This window comes from Desulfuromonas sp. CSMB_57 (assembly GCF_020194955.2).
GTDB lineage: Bacteria > Desulfobacterota > Desulfuromonadia > Desulfuromonadales > Syntrophotaleaceae > JAFCIY02.
In genome coordinates this window covers 1-16,236 of the sequence record NZ_JAFCIY020000010.1, presented here as the reverse complement: position 1 = coordinate 16,236, position 16,236 = coordinate 1, and the positions used below count along the sequence as shown (strand labels likewise).

The window sequence follows — 16,236 nt, the reverse complement described above, 5'->3', positions numbered from 1 at the left end:
TAATGCAGGCGCCGGCAGGAAGCAAGGTCCTTGCAGCACCGTCACTTTTGGCTTGAACTGCGCAGGGCAAATGTTATTATTATAGAGTGTAATTTTCTCTCCATTGCAGCAATGTTCAGACGATTCGGTTTTTCATCAGGAGGCTTTCATGTCACGGGCGATGCGTTCCTATCTGCTGCTGGCGGTCCTGTTTGTGGCCGTCCTGCAGATCGCCCCGGCAGAAGCGGCGAAGCGTTCGAAGGGCGATTTTTCCATTTCCCCCATGGTGGGGGGCTTCAGCTTTGACAGCAGCAAAAAGCTGGCGGACGATCTGACTGTCAGCCTCGGTCTGGGTTACAACATCAGCGACAGCTGGAGCACGGAATTCGTCCTCAACTACTTCAACACCGAAGGCCAGGGGACCCAGCGGGGCACGGATGTGGACGGCTATGCCTACCGCTTCGACACTCTGTATCACTTTCTGCCCCACAGCAGCCTGGTGCCCTACCTGGCCGGCGGCATCGGCGGCATCACCCTCGATCGGGAAAATCGCGGCAGCGAAACCGATCTGCTGCTCAACTACGGTTTCGGCCTCAAATATTTTCTCACCGACTCCCTGGCATTAAGGGGCGATTTGCGGCACGTATACACCTTTCCCGACAACAATTTCGTCTACACGGCGGGTCTCACCTACCATTTCGGCGGTCCGAAACCCTCCCTGGCAGGCGACGCGGCCTCACCTCTGCTTGACAGCGACGGCGACGGCGTTCCGGATCGCCTCGACCGTTGCCCCGGCACCCCCCGCGGCACCAAGGTCGATGCCCACGGCTGCCCGGTGAAAGTTCCGGTCCGCGAACAGCGGCCCATTGCCCAGCCTGCCGCCATCGCATCCGCACCGGCACCGACCGCGGAAATATCCAGGCCGGCGACCTTGGCCCTGGCCATCGAATTCGATGCCAACCGGGCGGCCATCAAGCCCGGTCACCACCAGGAACTGCGCCGGGCCGCCGAGTTTGTTCGCAAAAATCCCACGGCCCGCGTGCTGATTGCCGGCCACACGGATGCCCAGGGAGCGGCGGCCGACAACCTGGCCCTGTCCCAGCGCCGGGCGGAAAGCGTACGCCGCTACCTGATGGAGACCTTCAACCTCGACGGCACGCGCCTGGTGGCCAGAGGTTACGGCGAAAGCCGCCCCATCGCCGACAACGGCACTTCGGCCGGGCGCCGGCGCAACCGCCGGGTGGAATTGAGCGTTTTACCGGATTGAGCAGGATTTCAAATACGCATGATGCAAAAAGGGCGACATTCCTGTCGCCCTTTTTGCATCATGCGCCTATGGCTGCCTGCCTATCACTGCCCCCAGGTTGCCAACCGGTGCGCGTTGCGTCGCCTGAAAACCGTCGGATCAATACGATCCGACGGATGGACTGCGCTTTGTTGCTTCGGAATAAAAAAGGGCCTGCATGCGCAGGCCCTTTTTTTCGGTACATTGGAACTTTTTAGAAGCGGTATTTCATGCCGATATTGTAGCTCCAGACCTTGAGGTCGAGGTCGAATTTCGTCCCATTAACCTTCGCATCGTGCTCGGCATTCAGGTACATGATATCGACATTGGCGTACAGGTTGCCCATGATATGGATATCGGCGCCGGCCTTGGCAGCCCACCCAAAGGCGTCATCGATCTTCAGATCAACTCGATTACCTGTAATGGACAGCGTTTCGTCCCAGGGCAAAATCCAGCAGAAACCGCCGCCAACATAAGGGCTGATTTTCCACTGGGGCATGGGATGATATTTGACATAGAGGGACGGCGGCAGCAACCAGGCCTTGCCGGAACCGATTTCGGACCCCCCAGCCTTAACCACGAGATCGGTGTGGGCAACAGCCGCTACCAATTCGGCACTGAAATTGGGGGTCAAAAAATATTCCACGGTCAAACCACCGGTCATGGTGTCCTCGGCGCTGACCAAGCCCACCAAGTTCTCATCCACATCGGGATTGAGATACATAATCTGAGTACCGACGCTCCAGCGCTTGAAATTCTGCCCGGCAGCCAGGCTCACCGAGGCCGTCGCCAGCACCAGCAGGGCGGCGAGCAGGACACTTCCCGTTCTTGCAACTACGCTCTTCATTGTTGCCTCCATTCGCAAAAAAGACGACCAAATACAAGGCGGCCCGATGCCACCCTGCAAAACACTGTTTTGTAATATCCAGCGCTCGGCGGTTACTATCGCCTCCCAAGCCTCTTTCTGTAGAACAAGTTCCGACCCATGTCAACCGATACTTACCGTATACGATATCTGGCGGAACACAAAATTCGTATACGCAATTTTCGAGCGGCCCCCATGAAACCAGCAACGTTACCCCAAATTTCGGCCCGGTCAATCCTGCGCAATTTCAAGTCCGAAGTCGCTCCAAACCGGACAGTGGTCGGAAGGCCGCTCCATGCCCCGCAGTTCATAGTCGATGCCCGCCCCCTGCAAAACAGCCGTCAGGGGTGAAGTCGCCAGCATGACATCGATGCGCAGGCCCCGAGGCGGAACCCGCTCGAAACCCCGGCTGCGGTAATCGAACCAGCTGAAGCGGTCGGACACTTCGGGGTGCAAAACTCGAAAGGTATCCTGCAGCCCCCAGTCGAGCAACCCCTGCAGCCACTGCCGCTCCTCGGGCAGGAAGGAACATTTGCCGCTGCGCAGCCAGCGACGGGCGTTGTCATCGCCGATACCGATATCGCCATCGGTAAGCGCGACATTGGCATCGCCCATGAGGATGAGACGATCATCGGGGCTGAATTGCTCAGCCAGATAGCGGCCAAGGTCCTTGTAAAAGCGCTCCTTGGCGGGAAACTTTACGGGATGTTGCCGATCTTCGCCCTGCGGCCAATAGGCATTCGCAACCCAGAGCCGACCACCGTCGGTCATGGGATAGGCGGCAAAGACCACCCGGCGCTGCGCCTCCTCGGGGTCGTCAGGCAATCCCTTGACCACCTCCAACGCCGGCCGGCGGGACAGCAGAGCGACGCCGTAGTGCCCCTTCTGACCATAAAACTCAGCCCGGTAGCCCAGAGCGGTCACGGCTTCCAGAGGAAATTCTTCATCACTGACCTTGGTTTCCTGCAGGCCGATGACATCCGGCCGGTATTTGGCCACCAGCGCCTCCAGCTGATGGAGCCGCGCCCGGATGCCGTTGATGTTGAAGGATACAATCTGCATGGCTGTTTTCCCTTCGACTCACGCCTTTCTGGCCGCAAGCAGCAAATGCGGGGCCGCCCTTCGATTGACCGCCGCCAGTTCCATGACCTGCCACTCCCCGGGCGGCAGGGAGGAGAATAATTTCCGAACCGCGGCAGACTCCCCGGCACCGCCGGCATGCCCCGGATAAAGCACTACCGTGATGCGTCCGCCGGGAAGCAGCCGTTCCAAGGCCGCGCGCAAAGCGGCGCAAGTGGTGTCGGTTCGGGTCACCAGGGCATGATCGCCGCCGGGACAATAACCGAGATTGGCCATCACCGCCCGTAGCGGGCCTTCCACATAACGCTCCAGCCGGGAGTGGCAAGCCGCTACCAGCAGCGCCCCGGGCGCCGCCGCCGGCGGCCCCTCCGAAGCAGTCCAGGTCACGCTCGTGCCTTGCTCCTGCAATCGCTCCGCGGTGCGCTGCAGGGCCTGGTGCTGAATATCGAAAGCGACGACCCGACCGGGGGCACCCACCATCCGACACAAAAAAGCCGTATCGTGGCCATTGCCGGCCGTCAGATCCACCGCCATGTCGCCCGGCTGCAAAACCCCGCTTATCCAGAGCCGGGCCCAATCCGTCATTCTTGCCAGAGGGCACGCATCACCTCGGGTGCTGCCGTCAGATTCTTTGTCCGCCGCCCAAGCGGCCGAACCATCAGCCTTTTCTCTGTCTGCCATCGCGTTTTCCTCGCCGCCGATTGCCCGCATAACTGCCGGGCACCATTATGCGAAGGGGACCATGATCCTGTCAATGCGCCACACCATCCCGGTTGGATGCATCATCAGGGGGCTTGAAGCGTTAGCGGTATTTTGCTATACATTATTAGCACTCTGCCTCGATGAGTGCTAATACCATGCGACTTTTTCCGGTTATGGAGGTTCAAGTCATGAGCAATACCATGCTGCCCGCCTTGCCCGATACCCTGGACCTGTACATCGCCCAAATCAAGCAGTTTCAGATCCTGTCCCGGGAGGAAGAACTCCAACTGACCACCGCCTACCGGAGGGAAGGCAGCGTCGATGCCGCCCATCGCCTGATCTGCGCCAACCTGCGGTTTGTCGTCAAGATCGCCCATGAATATCGCGGCTACGGCCTCAAGCTGCTCGATTTGATCCAGGAAGGCAACATCGGCCTGATGATGGCCCTGAAAAAATTCGAACCCGATCGCGGGCTGCGCTTCATCACCTACGCAGTCTGGTGGATCCGGGCCTTCATTCACAACTTCATCATCCGCAACTGGTCTCTGGTCAAAATTGGGACCACCCAGGCCCAGAAGAAGTTGTTCTTCAAGCTCGGCCAGGCCCGGGAGGCACTGCGGCGGATGACCGGCACCGCCCCTGCCAGCGAGATTGCCCGGCAACTGCAGGTCAGCGACCAGGAAGTGGAGGAGATGAGCCGGCGCATGGCCGGTCATGATGCTTCCCTGGATGTCGAGCTGGTTGCAGGCGAAGGCTATTCCCTGCTCGACACATTAGCCGATGATCGCGCCGACCAGGAGCAATTGCTGCTCCAACAGGAAGAGCGACGTCTGACCCAAAAAAGGGTCCGGGTGGCCCTGCAGGGATTGAACGAACGGGAGCGGCACATCGTGACGGACCGCATTCTCAGCGACCAGCCCCGCACCCTGCAGGAACTGGCCGACGATTACGGCATCAGTCGCGAGCGCATTCGTCAGGTGGAAAAAAATGCCCTGGAGAAAATCCGCCGGGCCTTGGTGCTGGATGCCGACCAGGAGCATCGGCAGCGGCCCGAAAAGAGCAGGGCTGCGACTCTGGCGCATTGACAAACAACGGTAAATCCCTTAAGTTGGCACGGCTTGCGTCCTTTGCAACCATAGTGCTGACCTCCCGGGGGCCCCAATGAAAACCACTCTGTCGCTTTTGCTGCTCCTCATTCTGGTCGCCGGCTGTGCATCCAAAACGGCGCCCGTCGGTTCATCGGCCCAGGATTTTTTCCGCCAGGGGGAAGAAGCCATGGCCAAGGGGCGCTACCGGGAGGCGGTAACCGCTTTCGGCGAAGCCCGTCAAATCTTCGAATCGGCCGAGCTCAACCGCCGGGCCGATCTCAACATTGCCGAGGCCCATTTTCTCGACAAGGAGTATGTCGAAGCGGCGGCCGCCTACGAAAACTTTCTAAAACAGTACCCCGGCAGCGCCGAGGCAGCGCGCGTCATGTACCGGCTGGGCATGTCCTATTTCAACCAGATCCTGTCCATGGATCGCGATCAGACGGCTACCCAGAGCGCCCTGGTAACCTTTGAAAGTCTCCTGCGGCTGTACCCCAACGCACCGGAAGCTGCCGAAGCGACGGCCCGCATCCAGGCCTGCCGTGAACAGCTAGCCGCCCATGAACTCTATGTCGGCAGGTTTTACCTGAAGATGGCCCGCCACCAGGCCGCCATCGGCCGTCTGCAGAAACTGCTCAAGGACTACCCGGACTATCCGGGCCGTAGCGAAGCCTACCTGCTCCTCGGCCAGGCCTACCTGAACAACGGCCACCCCAATCTGGCGGTACAGACCTTCGAACAGCTGATTGCCGACCAGCCGCGCTCGTCCGAGGCGGCCCGCGCCACGGAAATTCTGCGCCAGCGTTTCTGATGGTTCGCCCTGCCGGACCTCAGAGTATCTGCCCTTCCCCCGCCGCGATCCTCTGGGAGCCGGACGGAAGTGACAATATGAATGGTTACACCCCGCACCGGCCGGAGTCCTCCGCGCCGGTGCTTTTGCGGCCGGCCGCGACCACCGGTCCCAGCCAGCCCGGAGAACTGCCATGTCCGACCTTCAGCAACGCATCGCCTGTCCCGCCCTGTTCCAACGCATCCGCACCGCCCAGGATGTCCTTCCGCTCTTCAAAAACGGCATGAATCTCGGTTGGTCTGGTTTTACCCCGGCCGGCTATCCCAAAGCGGTACCGAAGGCCCTGGCGGACCACGTCGAACAGCACAACCTGCAGGGGCAGTTGCGTTTCAATCTGTTCATCGGCGCCTCCGTCGGTACGGAAACGGAAGATCGTTGGGCCGGCCTGGACATGATCGCCCGCCGCTGGCCCTACCAGAACGGTCGCAACATCCAGGAAGGAATCAACAACGGCCGCATCCGCATGCAGGACAAGCATCTGTCCATGTTCGCCCAGGACCTGGTGTACGGTTTTTATACCAAGGATCTGGGCGGCCGACTGGATTTGGGCATCATCGAGGCGACGGCCATCACGGCCGAGGGCGGCATCATCCTGGCGGGCTCCATCGGCGCCGCGACGGAAATCATCCAGATGGCCGATCGGCTGATCATCGAGATCAATACCGCCATCCCCAACCACGAGGGGCTGCACGACATCGTCATGATCGAACCGCCGCCGCACCGGCAACCCTATCCCATTACCCGGGTCAGCGACCGCATCGGCACTCCGTTTGTGCCCTGCGATCCGGACAAGATCGTCGCCATCATCGAGTCTCGGGAAGCCGACACCGGCCGGGCCATGGGCGAAACGGACGCGGTTTCCGAACGCATCGCCGGCCATATCCTCGACTTTTTCCAGGCCGAAGTCGATGCCGGCCGCCTGCCCGCCAATCTCCTGCCCCTGCAGTCCGGAGTCGGCAACATCGCCAACGCCGTGGTCGGCGGCCTGGTCAAGGGCCCCTTTTCGGGACTGACCCTGTACACGGAAGTCCTGCAGGACACCATGCTGGACTTTTTCGACTCCGGCAAGCTGGACTTTGCCTCCACCACCTCCCTGGCCCTGTCCGCCGGAGGCTTCCAACGCTTTTACCAGAACTGGGACCGCTACAGCTCCAAGGTCGTGCTGCGTCCCCAGCACCTGGCCAACAGTCCGGAAATCATCCGCCGCCTCGGCGTCATCGCCATGAATACCCCGGTCGAATTCGACATCTACGCCCACGCCAACTCAACCCTGGTCGGCGGCACCCGCATGATCAACGGCATCGGCGGCTCCGGCGACTTCCTGCGCAACGCCTACCTGTCCATCATGCACACGCCCTCGGTGCGCGCCACCCGCTACGATCCCACCGGCATCAGCTGCGTGGTACCCATGGTGCCCCACGTCGACCACACGGAACACGATCTGGACGTGCTGGTGACGGAACAGGGTCTGGCGGATTTGCGCGGCCTGTGCCCGCGGGATCGCGCCCAGACCATCATCGACCGCTGCGCGCACCCCGACTACCGCCCGCTGCTGCAGGAATACTTCGACCGGGCCAGCCGCGCCTGCCTGTCCCGCGGCGTCGGCCACGAACCGCACCTGCTTGACCGGGTGTTCCGCATGCAGCAGCATCTGGCCAGCCACGGCACCATGAAAGTCCCCAACTGGAACTGATCCGGCAAGGTGGTCGGCAAACGGCAGAGCCCGTTAGGATTCCTTGTCGGATCCGCGACTGCGGGGATGGGCCCGGTCATAGACCGCCATCAGGCGGTCGAGACTGACCTGAGTGTACTTCTGGGTGGTGGAAAGGGAGGCGTGGCCGAGAAGTTCCTGGATGGCGCGCAGATCGGCGCCACCGTCCAGCAGATGGGTGGCGAAGGAGTGCCGCAGGGAATGGGGGGTGGCGGCCTTGAGAATGCCGGCGGTCAGCAGCCGTTGACGCAGATTGCGCTCGATGCTGCGCGGAGTCAGGCGACCGCCCCGGTAGTTGAGAAACAGGGCCCGCTCCGGTCCCGGCCGGCCCCGGCAGTCCAGGTAATCCCGCAAGGCGGCGCAGGCCTTGCTCCCCACCGGCACGATACGCTCTTTGTTGCCCTTGCCCCGCACCCGCACCAGGCCCTCCTCCAGATCCAGGTGGCCGACATCCAGGGCCGTCAACTCGCCGACCCGCAGGCCGCAGGAATACAGGGTTTCGAGGATGGCCCGATCGCGCAGGCCGAGTTCATCGTCTTCGCAGGCCGCAGCCAGCAACACGAAGATTTCGTCCACCGTCAGGGTTACCGGCAGATGCTGTTCCCGACGCGGGGTGAGCAGGCCGGCGGCCGGATTGACCGCCAATTCCCCTTCCCGCACCAGAAACCGGAAAAAGGATCGCAGCGCCGAAAGCTTGCGGGCAATGGTCGCGCGACCGTTTCGACGGTGCAGCATGGCCAGGTAGCGCCGCAGCAGCACCGGGGTCAGCTCCTGCAGCGCCTGAGCGGACGCCTGGTCGCCGGCGGCTTCCCGCAGGAACCCCGCGAACTCATGAAGGTCCTGGCGGTAGGCACGGCGCGTATGCGGCGACATGCTGCGTTCATGCTCCAGATGTCCCGCGAATCTGTCAATCAGTCGTTTCATCCCAGCTCCTGCCCGGCGGCCGGCGAGCGCCGTTGACGCCCTCCCGCTCGCATGCCATAATACCCATCCTGACGCACAGCTTGTCCTTGTTTTTCAAAATCTTACCCGCTGTCAAGGGCACTTGGCAACCCATCAAGCCGGAGACATGATGCTTATCACCCTGGATATTCTCACCCAGCGGCGCAGCCAGATGATCGACCTGACCGAAAAGATTCGCCAGGCGATTCGGCAGAGCGGAATCTTCACCGGCCAAGCCCTGGTTCACGTCCCCCACACCACGGCCGCCCTGACCATCAACGAGAATGCCGACCCCGATGTGATGCACGATCTGCAGGAGTTCTTCACCCGCATCGCGCCCCCGGGCGACACCTACCGACATCGGGAGGGGAACAGCGACGCCCATATCAAGAGTTCCCTGCTCGGTGTCACTTTGCCCCTCATCATAACCGGCGGCGAACCACTGCTGGGGACCTGGCAGGGGGTTTTTTTCTGTGAATTCGACGGACCGCGCCAACGCCAGGTCCATATCCAGGTGAGCGGCTCATGAAGTCCCGGGTGGCCCTGGTCGCGGCCGCGGACTATGGGCCGGCAACCGTGGCTCCGGCCCTGCGACGGCTCATGGAACTGCTGGGCGGCATGTCGCGGTTCGTCAAACCGGGCCAACGGGTTCTGCTCAAACCCAACATGCTGGCGGGCAAACCGCCGGAACAGGCCGTCACCACCCACCCTGAAGTCCTGCGGGCCGTCATCCAACTGGTCCAGGAGGCCGGCGGCATCGTCGCGGTCGGCGATTCACCGGGCATCGGCCAACCCCTGGCCGTGGCCAAGCGCTGCGGTCTGTTGCAGGTCATCGAGGAGACCGGCTGTCACTTCGCGCCCTTTGCCGACTCGGTACGGGTGCGCCCCCGGGGCCGTACCTTCCAACACCTGGAATTGGCCCGCGACGCCCTGGAAGCCGACGTCATCATCAACCTGCCCAAACTCAAAACCCACCAGATGATGGGCCTGACCTGCGGCGTAAAGAACCTGTTCGGCTGCGTGGTCGGCATGCGCAAGCCCGCCCTGCACCTGCAGGCGGGAGCCGACAAGGCACTGTTCGCTCTCATGCTGCTGGAACTGGCGGAGCAGCTGGCACCGGCCCTGACCATCGCCGATGCCATTGTCGGCATGGAAGGCAACGGTCCGGGCAGCGGCGACCCGGTGCGAATCGGCGCCTTGCTGGCCGGCGCCAACCCCGTGGCCCTGGACACGGTGGCGTGCCAATTGGTCAACCTGCCCCGATCCGAAGTCTGGACCGCCCGCCTGGCGGAGCAGACCGGACGCGCTGGGGCCTCGCCCTCGGACATCGAACTGCTGGGTGATCCCCTGTCACAACTGATTTGCCCCAACTTTCGACCGGCGGCCGATACGGATGTCGGATTCGGCCTGCCGGCCTGGCTGCGGCGTCCGCTGCGGCGGTCCATGAGCGCCTGGCCGAAACCGGACGGGCAGCGCTGCCAACAATGCGGCCTGTGCGTCCGCCATTGCCCGCCGCAGGCCATGGCCATCCACAACGGTCGGCTGCGCATCGACCGGCGACGGTGTATTCAATGCTTCTGCTGCCAGGAACTCTGCCCTTTCGGCGCCCTGCTCACCCGGCAGGGACTGCTGTTGCGCCTGAATCAGTACGGCCGGCGCACTCATCGCCGGCCCAAGAACAATCACCCCTGACTCCACAAGGTAGATACCATGACAAGACACACCGGTCTCTTCAATCTTTCCTGGCTTAGCCTCTTTCTGCTGCTGGCCGCGCTGTTCTCCGGCTGTGCCGCGCTTCCCAAAAAATCGCCGGAAGTGGCGTTGCTCAACCTGCAATTGGAAAACCTGTCCCTGAGCCACGCCCAGTTTCTGGCCGAATTGGACATCTTCAATCCCAACGATCGGGTCATAAGCATCGAAAACATCGATTATCGGTTGCATCTCAAAGGAATCCACGTCGGTTCCGGCCACTCCCTGGGGGGCGTCCGCATAGCCGCTCACGACCGCAGCACCCTTGGCCTGCGGCTTTCCAGTTCCTACCTGAATCTGCTGCAACTCGGCAAGGTTCTGCAAAAACCCGGGGAACTGCCCTTCGTCATCGAGGGCACCATCCACCTCGTCGGATTCGGCAACCGGCAGGTAAGTCTGCCCTTCCGCAAGACAGGCAATCTGCCCTGGGCCGGCGCTGATGAAGCTTTGAAGCTGGTCAATTGAGGAAAAAAATGGGCCATGCCGTTCTGAAAACCGGCATGGCCCCATTTTTACTCTAACTCCGGAAGAAACAACCCTTGCCTGACTGGTCCTGCGTGTTACATGAAAATCAATGGGAACGCTTGAGTTGCAGTTGATTCTGCAATTCCAGGATCTTCTTGCGCAGCATCAACACTTCACCGTGAGACGCCATCCCTTTTATATGGTAGCGCAACTCCTGGTATTCGCCATGCAGGCCGTGCAAACGCTGCAACAACTCGTCATTGGTCTTCTTCAAGGCCAAGTTTTCTTCCTTCAAGGCACGAATTTCATCAAGAAACCTGGCGTAAATATCCGCTCGTACCACTTCCGCTGCCATTAGCCCTCCTTTCCACAGACCGAGCTTTTATGACTCTTTTAGTCATATTTTACACGATGAGCGGATGATTGCCAAAGAAAAATCGCGGGGCGGTCTTCAACCGAGTATGGGGCGGATTTCCTCGACGGTCATTCCGGAGATGAGCAGGCGCTTGTGGCGGGACTTTTCACCCGCCACCAATATGACCCGTCCCTTGGCCACGCCAAGCTTTTTGGCCAGAAATTCCCGGCAGGTCAGATTGGCCGCACCGTCAACGGGGGGCGAGGTCAGGCGCACCTTGAGGGCGCCGTCCTGGAGGCCGATTATTTCATTACGGCTGGCACGGGGCTGCACCAGGATTTCGAGAATTGCTCCCCCCTCGCCGGGACGCAGCCAAGGGGTCATGATGCCGAGGAAGGTTCTTCCGGCAGAACTTCAGCTATCGGCTCCTGCCAGTCCGGAGTCAATTCCGCAGTCGGATTATCCGCTTCCAGCATGCGCAGATGGCTTTCCACCAAGGTCCGAAGAACCGTCTCAAAGGTGATCTTCTGGCGTTTCAGTTCCTGAACTTCCGAAATCAGCAACAAGCGCCGCTCCTCGGCCGCCTGCATCATTTTTTCAGCCTGCAGCCGGGCTTCCTCAATGATCAGTTCGGCTTCCTTGCGGGCGTTGGCCTTGAGTTCGTCGGTCACCTTCTGGGTCGTGAGCAGCGCTTCCTTGAGGGTCACCTCACGTTGACGCATTTCGTCCAGAGCGGCACGGGTCCGAGCCAGTTCCTCTTTCCACTCCAGGCCCTGGCGGCTCAACCGCTCCATTTCCTCCGCCAATTGCTCGAGGAATTGATCCACGCCGGCTTTTTCATAACCAAAAGGGCGTGATTTGAATCGCTGCTGCTGAATATCAATGGGAGTGATGGCCATGGTGACTTCCTTTTACATGCCCAGCGCAAGACTCAGGGCAAACCGGCTGACCAGCCGTTGCAGAAAATAAAGACCAAACAGCAGAACCAGGGGCGAAAAATCGAAACCGCCGAAGGTCATGGGCAGAACCCGGCGAATTCGATACAGAACCGGATCGGTGGCATTGTGCAGAAAGCGAACAATGGGGTTGTAGGGGTCAGGGTTGACCCAGGAGATGAGGGCTCGGGCGACAACAATGTAAATATACACATTGATAATCAATCCGATCATTTGTGCCAGAATCAGGCCCAGTTCCCGAACAAGGATCACGGCGGCTCCCTCCAGAAAAATTTTTCATCGAATTTTCAACCAATTATCACACACCCGACAATTTATACCCAAAGGCTGACAAGCTGTCAAACGCTTTCCCGGCTCGGCTCGCGGGCTACCGGAAAAACCCGAATCGCACCGAAGACGTTTTGACTTTCTGTCCCAAAGCGGCTAGATTATCAGCGCAATTTCAACCGGTTCGCTTCGGCGGGCCCCCAAAGCCATGCGGCGCAAAGGATTTGCCATGTTGCGTACCACCAACCTCAATGTTCACTCCCTGACCCCGATTATCGCACCGGCGGATCTCAAGCAGGTTTTTCCCCTGTCCGAAAAAGCCGCTGAATTCGTGGTCAACAGCCGACGGGACATCCGCAACATCCTCGCCCAGCAGGACCGCCGGATCATGGTGGTGGTCGGCCCCTGCTCGATTCACGATCCCAAGGCCGCCATCGATTATGCCGAGAAACTCGCCGCCCTGAGCCATGAACTGTCGGAACACCTGCTGTTGGTCATGCGCGTGTATTTTGAAAAACCGCGGACCACCATCGGCTGGAAGGGCCTCATCAACGACCCGGATCTCAACGGCACCCACCAGATTTCCAAGGGACTCGGCGTCGCCCGCGGCCTGCTGTGCGCCATCACCGATCTGGGCCTGCCCATCGCCTCGGAAATGCTGGATCCCATCACCATCCAGTATCTGTCGGACATGATCAGCTGGGGCGCCATCGGGGCCCGCACCTCCGAATCCCAGACCCACCGGGAGATGGCCAGCGGACTTTCGTTTCCGGTGGGCTTCAAAAACGGCACCGACGGCAACCTGCAGATTGCCATCGACGCCATCGCCGCGGCCCGCCATGCCCACAGCTTTCTCGGCATCAACCGTGAGGGACGCATCTCCATCGTGCAGACCACCGGCAACCCGGACGGACATCTGGTTTTACGCGGCGGGGGCGGCAAACCGAACTACTTTCCGGAGGATATCGCCAGATCCGAAGCCTTGTTGCAAAAGGCCGGACTCACCCCGGCCATCATGGTCGACTGCAGCCATGCCAACTCCTACAAGGACCATGAGCGTCAGGAGGAAGTAATGGTCCATGTCATCGAGCAAATCCAGGCCGGTAACCGTTCCATCTGTTCGCTGATGATCGAAAGCAATCTCGAGGCCGGCGGCCAACCCATGCAGACCGATATCCGCCAGTTGAGATACGGCGTCTCGATTACCGATAAATGCGTCGACTGGAAAACCACGGAGCGCATGCTGCGGCATGCCCACAGCCGCCTGCAGGCCATCGGGGGTCGACCCTTGGCCGACTGAAGCGCAGGGCGGCACTCCATGGTATCGCGGAGCGCCGCCCTGGACTGCAGCCATACTCAGCCACGATGGACCATGGCATCGACCTCCAGTTTCACATCGTCGATATTGACCCGGGCCACATGACCATCTTCCCGTTCGCTGCGAACCAGCCCTTGCCGGACCCATTCCAGCAACAGAGCCTTGCTGATGCCGAATTTATCCGCGGCCTCTTCAGGCGACAACCAGGTTTTGACCAGAGCCATATTTCCCTTCCTTTCCGCCATCGGCAGGCAACCGCTCTCCTTCCAACTTTAATGTAGTCCCGGCGGAAAGCAACCCGGCTCACAGGCTGTTGAGCAACCGGTATATCTGCTGTTCCATTTCCCAGATGACAGCCACCCGGTCCTGCTGCCCATCCTCCTCCCTCAGCAGTCGGGATCGATCCAGCAGGCTGTGCGCCTTGAGCAGCACGGGCGTCAACTCCGCTTCAAGGCGCATTTGCGGCACATCGCCGACGCCTTCCTCAAGAGCCGCCAGTTCAGTCAGGGCCCGATCGATGAGCCGTTCTTCCTTTTCATCCTGGGCGCCCTGCCGCAAACAGCGCACATCCTCGACCAGACTGCGATAACGAACCGATATGTTCATCCTGATACTCCCTCATCTCTTTGGTTAGCCGCCTGCAAAAGCCATGACCGGCAGGGTGGTAACGGTCTGCGCATTTTTTCCCCTGAAGCGGCCATTTTAACTGTTGGCGGGTCCCATAACAACATCAACCTTGACCTGACGCCTTTTTGCGACTTCCGGATTGACTGGCCCTTCAAGCTGCTGCTAAGGTATAGATCTTCAATGTCAAAGAAACACGCCCTAGGGGAGTTGTAAAACTGAGAATCCGGTACCTGCCGGATAACCCTTGGAACCTGATCCGGGTCATTCCGGCGGAGGGAAGCGGCGCTATCGACAAGCCTCTGTACGGCTTGAACGGGTCGCGTATCGCGACCTTTTTTATTCTCATGAGAATCTGGCTCAACGAACAACCCAAAGAAGTCGCAGCAGGCACCACCTTGGCGCAACTGCGAGCAGCGGTCCAACCGGAAGCCGACGTGCTCATCTGCAACGGCTATCCGGTTCAACCGGAGCAGCCTCTGGCCGACGGCGATCGGGTGGTTTTCATCCAGCGCGGGCGCCTGCCCGACGCCGAGGAACTGGAGGCGCTGCTGGTCGCCCGGCACACGCCCGGGGTGCATCAGAAACTGAAAAGGGCTGCCGTCGGCATTGCCGGACTGGGTGGACTCGGTTCGCCGGTGGCCATCGCTCTGGCGCGTAGCGGCATCGGCCGCCTGGTGCTGGTGGACTTCGACGTGGTCGAACCCTCCAACCTGAACCGCCAACAGTATTTCATGGATCAGCTCGGACTGCCGAAGACCGTCGCCCTGCGTGAAACCCTGGGCCGCATCAACCCCTATGTCGAGGTGGAATGCCACGTCCTGCGCCTGACTGCGGAACGCGTGCCGGAAATTTTCGGCGAGGTGGATGTACTGGTGGAAGCGTTTGACGACCCGGCAGCCAAGGCCATGCTGACGGAGACGTTTCTCTCCCGCTGTCCGGGCCGGCCCCTGGTGGCCGCCTCGGGTGTCGCCGGCCATGGCCCGGCCAACCGCATCACTACCCGTCGCACGCTGCAGCAGCTTTACCTGATCGGTGACGGCCGGAGCGCGGCGGCACCGGGCCAGGGACTCATGGCGCCGAGAGTCGGCGTCGCCGCCCATCACCAGGCCAACGCCGTGTTGCGCCTGCTGCTGGGCCAGAATCCGGAACAGGATCAAGCATGCTCAACCTGATGGTCAACGGCAAGTCCTTCCAATCTTCGGCCCCCCTTTCGGTGGCTGAGTTACTGCTGCATTTGCAGTGCGATGCCGCGCGGGTGGCGGTGGAACACAATGGCATCATTCTGCAGGGGGAGCATTTTGCCACCACGCCGCTGGCCGACGGCGACCGTCTGGAGATCGTTCAGTTCGTGGGCGGCGGCTGATGCTCCGCCGCGAAAGCTGTTGGTTGTTGGTGGCGAACTTTGTGGCGAGTATGAGTACGATTTTGAGTACGAGTACGATTACGGGTACGAGTGCGACAACGATCACGACTACATGACCAAAGCAGTTCGATAAAGGATACTACCATGGATGAACTGATTATCGCCGGCCGTCCCTTTGCCTCCCGGCTGTTGGCCGGAACCGGCAAATTCGCCTCCCACGCCCTGATGGCCGCGGCCCTGGACGCCTCCGGCGCCGAGATCGTCACCGTTGCCCTGCGCCGGGTCGATATCGATCGCCCGGACGACGACCTGCTGCGCCACATCGACCGCGACAAATACCTGCTGTTGCCCAACACCAGCGGCGCCCGCGACGCCGAGGAGGCGGTGCGCCTGGCGCGCCTGGCGCGGGCCGCCGGCTGCGAGCCCTGGGTCAAGCTGGAGGTGACGCCGGATCCCTATTACCTGCTGCCGGATCCCATTGAGACCCTCAAAGCCGCCGAGATCCTGGTCAAGGACGGCTTCGTGGTGCTGCCCTATATCAACGCCGACCCGGTGCTGGCCAAACGTCTGCAGGAGGTCGGTACCGCCACGGTCATGCCCCTGGGCGCGCCCATCGGCAGCAACAAGGGGCTGC

General features: G+C 60.9%; 20 protein-coding genes, 1 pseudogene and 1 riboswitch. Of the genes and pseudogenes, 11 read left to right on the top strand and 10 right to left on the bottom strand.

Going from position 1 to position 16,236, the window contains the following annotated elements; all coding sequences use genetic code 11:
- Nucleotides 1–148: 148 nt before the first annotated feature.
- The gene (locus tag JQN68_RS03805; RefSeq protein ID WP_225072957.1) at nt 149–1,246 is read left to right on the top strand and encodes an OmpA family protein; all 1,098 of its coding nucleotides are present in this window, start codon (nt 149–151) and stop codon (nt 1,244–1,246) included.
- 232 nt (nt 1,247–1,478) lie between these two features.
- Here JQN68_RS03805 and JQN68_RS03800 read toward each other — a convergent pair whose 3' ends face one another.
- The 3 genes from JQN68_RS03800 to mnmM all read right to left on the bottom strand — a co-directional run bounded on the left by JQN68_RS03800 (nt 1,479) and on the right by mnmM (nt 3,890).
- A complete protein-coding gene (locus tag JQN68_RS03800) occupies nt 1,479–2,111 on the bottom strand; it encodes an OmpW/AlkL family protein (RefSeq protein WP_225072956.1) in 633 nt (210 codons plus the stop codon).
- A gap of 249 nt (nt 2,112–2,360) precedes the next feature.
- Nucleotides 2,361–3,191 (bottom strand): exodeoxyribonuclease III, encoded by an 831-nt coding sequence (gene xthA / locus JQN68_RS03795; protein WP_225072955.1) that lies wholly within the window; start codon nt 3,189–3,191, stop codon nt 2,361–2,363.
- 18 nt (nt 3,192–3,209) lie between these two features.
- Nucleotides 3,210–3,890: a tRNA 5-(aminomethyl)-2-thiouridylate-methyltransferase MnmM gene (gene mnmM, locus JQN68_RS03790; RefSeq protein WP_225072954.1), complete on the bottom strand. Its 681-nt coding sequence runs from the start codon at nt 3,888–3,890 to the stop codon at nt 3,210–3,212.
- Nucleotides 3,891–4,099: 209 nt separating this feature from the next.
- On the opposite strand from mnmM, the gene rpoH reads away from it, so the two are divergent.
- The 3 genes from rpoH (at nt 4,100) to scpC (ending at nt 7,542) form a co-directional block, all read left to right on the top strand.
- The gene (gene rpoH, locus JQN68_RS03785) at nt 4,100–4,996 is read left to right on the top strand and encodes an RNA polymerase sigma factor RpoH (protein WP_225072953.1); all 897 of its coding nucleotides are present in this window, start codon (nt 4,100–4,102) and stop codon (nt 4,994–4,996) included.
- Nucleotides 4,997–5,072: 76 nt separating this feature from the next.
- Nucleotides 5,073–5,810, top strand: coding sequence for an outer membrane protein assembly factor BamD (locus tag JQN68_RS03780; protein WP_225072952.1), 738 nt, complete (start codon nt 5,073–5,075; stop codon nt 5,808–5,810).
- Nucleotides 5,811–5,982: 172 nt separating this feature from the next.
- A complete protein-coding gene (scpC, locus tag JQN68_RS03775; RefSeq protein WP_225072951.1) occupies nt 5,983–7,542 on the top strand; it encodes a succinyl-CoA:acetate CoA-transferase ScpC in 1,560 nt (519 codons plus the stop codon).
- 33 nt (nt 7,543–7,575) lie between these two features.
- On the opposite strand, the gene xerC is transcribed toward scpC, so the two are convergent.
- Nucleotides 7,576–8,484 (bottom strand): tyrosine recombinase XerC, encoded by a 909-nt coding sequence (gene xerC / locus JQN68_RS03770; RefSeq protein WP_225072950.1) that lies wholly within the window; start codon nt 8,482–8,484, stop codon nt 7,576–7,578.
- Nucleotides 8,485–8,629: 145 nt separating this feature from the next.
- Between xerC and JQN68_RS03765 the strand changes: the two genes are divergently transcribed.
- From JQN68_RS03765 to JQN68_RS03755, 3 genes are read left to right on the top strand one after another with little or no spacing between them, the layout of a single operon-like run.
- On the top strand, nt 8,630–9,031 hold the full coding sequence (locus tag JQN68_RS03765; RefSeq protein ID WP_225072949.1) for a secondary thiamine-phosphate synthase enzyme YjbQ: 402 nt from the start codon (nt 8,630–8,632) through the stop codon (nt 9,029–9,031).
- Nucleotides 9,028–10,194, top strand: coding sequence for a DUF362 domain-containing protein (locus JQN68_RS03760; protein WP_225072948.1), 1,167 nt, complete (start codon nt 9,028–9,030; stop codon nt 10,192–10,194). Before JQN68_RS03765 ends, JQN68_RS03760 begins: the two co-directional genes overlap by 4 nt.
- Nucleotides 10,195–10,212: 18 nt before the next feature.
- Nucleotides 10,213–10,716, top strand: coding sequence for an LEA/WHy family protein (locus JQN68_RS03755; protein WP_225072947.1), 504 nt, complete (start codon nt 10,213–10,215; stop codon nt 10,714–10,716).
- 106 nt (nt 10,717–10,822) lie between these two features.
- On the opposite strand, the gene JQN68_RS03750 is transcribed toward JQN68_RS03755, so the two are convergent.
- The 4 genes from JQN68_RS03750 to JQN68_RS03735 form a co-directional block, all read right to left on the bottom strand.
- Complete coding sequence (locus JQN68_RS03750) at nt 10,823–11,071, bottom strand: hypothetical protein (RefSeq protein ID WP_225072946.1); 249 nt, start codon at nt 11,069–11,071, stop codon at nt 10,823–10,825.
- Nucleotides 11,072–11,167: 96 nt separating this feature from the next.
- Entirely contained in the window at nt 11,168–11,455 is a 288-nt protein-coding gene (locus tag JQN68_RS03745) for a DUF167 domain-containing protein (RefSeq protein ID WP_225072945.1), read from the bottom strand.
- Complete coding sequence (locus JQN68_RS03740; RefSeq protein ID WP_225072944.1) at nt 11,452–11,970, bottom strand: DivIVA domain-containing protein; 519 nt, start codon at nt 11,968–11,970, stop codon at nt 11,452–11,454. Before JQN68_RS03740 ends, JQN68_RS03745 begins: the two co-directional genes overlap by 4 nt.
- A gap of 12 nt (nt 11,971–11,982) precedes the next feature.
- On the bottom strand, nt 11,983–12,279 hold the full coding sequence (locus tag JQN68_RS03735) for a YggT family protein (RefSeq protein WP_349632295.1): 297 nt from the start codon (nt 12,277–12,279) through the stop codon (nt 11,983–11,985).
- Between the two features lie 244 nt (nt 12,280–12,523).
- Here JQN68_RS03735 and JQN68_RS03730 point away from each other — a divergent pair, with 244 nt between their 5' ends.
- The gene (locus tag JQN68_RS03730) at nt 12,524–13,594 is read left to right on the top strand and encodes a 3-deoxy-7-phosphoheptulonate synthase (RefSeq protein WP_225072943.1); all 1,071 of its coding nucleotides are present in this window, start codon (nt 12,524–12,526) and stop codon (nt 13,592–13,594) included.
- 56 nt (nt 13,595–13,650) lie between these two features.
- Here the strand turns inward: JQN68_RS03730 and JQN68_RS03725 are convergent, their stop codons facing one another.
- Entirely contained in the window at nt 13,651–13,836 is a 186-nt protein-coding gene (locus JQN68_RS03725) for a MerR family transcriptional regulator (RefSeq protein ID WP_225072942.1), read from the bottom strand.
- Nucleotides 13,837–13,915: 79 nt separating this feature from the next.
- Complete coding sequence (locus tag JQN68_RS03720; RefSeq protein WP_225072941.1) at nt 13,916–14,218, bottom strand: hypothetical protein; 303 nt, start codon at nt 14,216–14,218, stop codon at nt 13,916–13,918.
- Nucleotides 14,219–14,429: 211 nt separating this feature from the next.
- A riboswitch (TPP riboswitch) is annotated at nt 14,430–14,534 on the top strand.
- A 49-nt stretch (nt 14,535–14,583) separates the two neighbouring features.
- Here JQN68_RS03720 and thiF point away from each other — a divergent pair.
- From thiF to JQN68_RS03705, 3 genes and pseudogenes are all read left to right on the top strand, one after another.
- Entirely contained in the window at nt 14,584–15,411 is an 828-nt protein-coding gene (thiF, locus tag JQN68_RS03715; protein ID WP_225072940.1) for a sulfur carrier protein ThiS adenylyltransferase ThiF, read from the top strand.
- A complete protein-coding gene (gene thiS, locus JQN68_RS03710; RefSeq protein WP_225072939.1) occupies nt 15,399–15,602 on the top strand; it encodes a sulfur carrier protein ThiS in 204 nt (67 codons plus the stop codon). Before thiF ends, thiS begins: the two co-directional genes overlap by 13 nt.
- 144 nt (nt 15,603–15,746) lie before the next feature.
- Nucleotides 15,747–16,236: pseudogene (locus JQN68_RS03705) on the top strand (thiazole synthase); the annotation flags it as partial.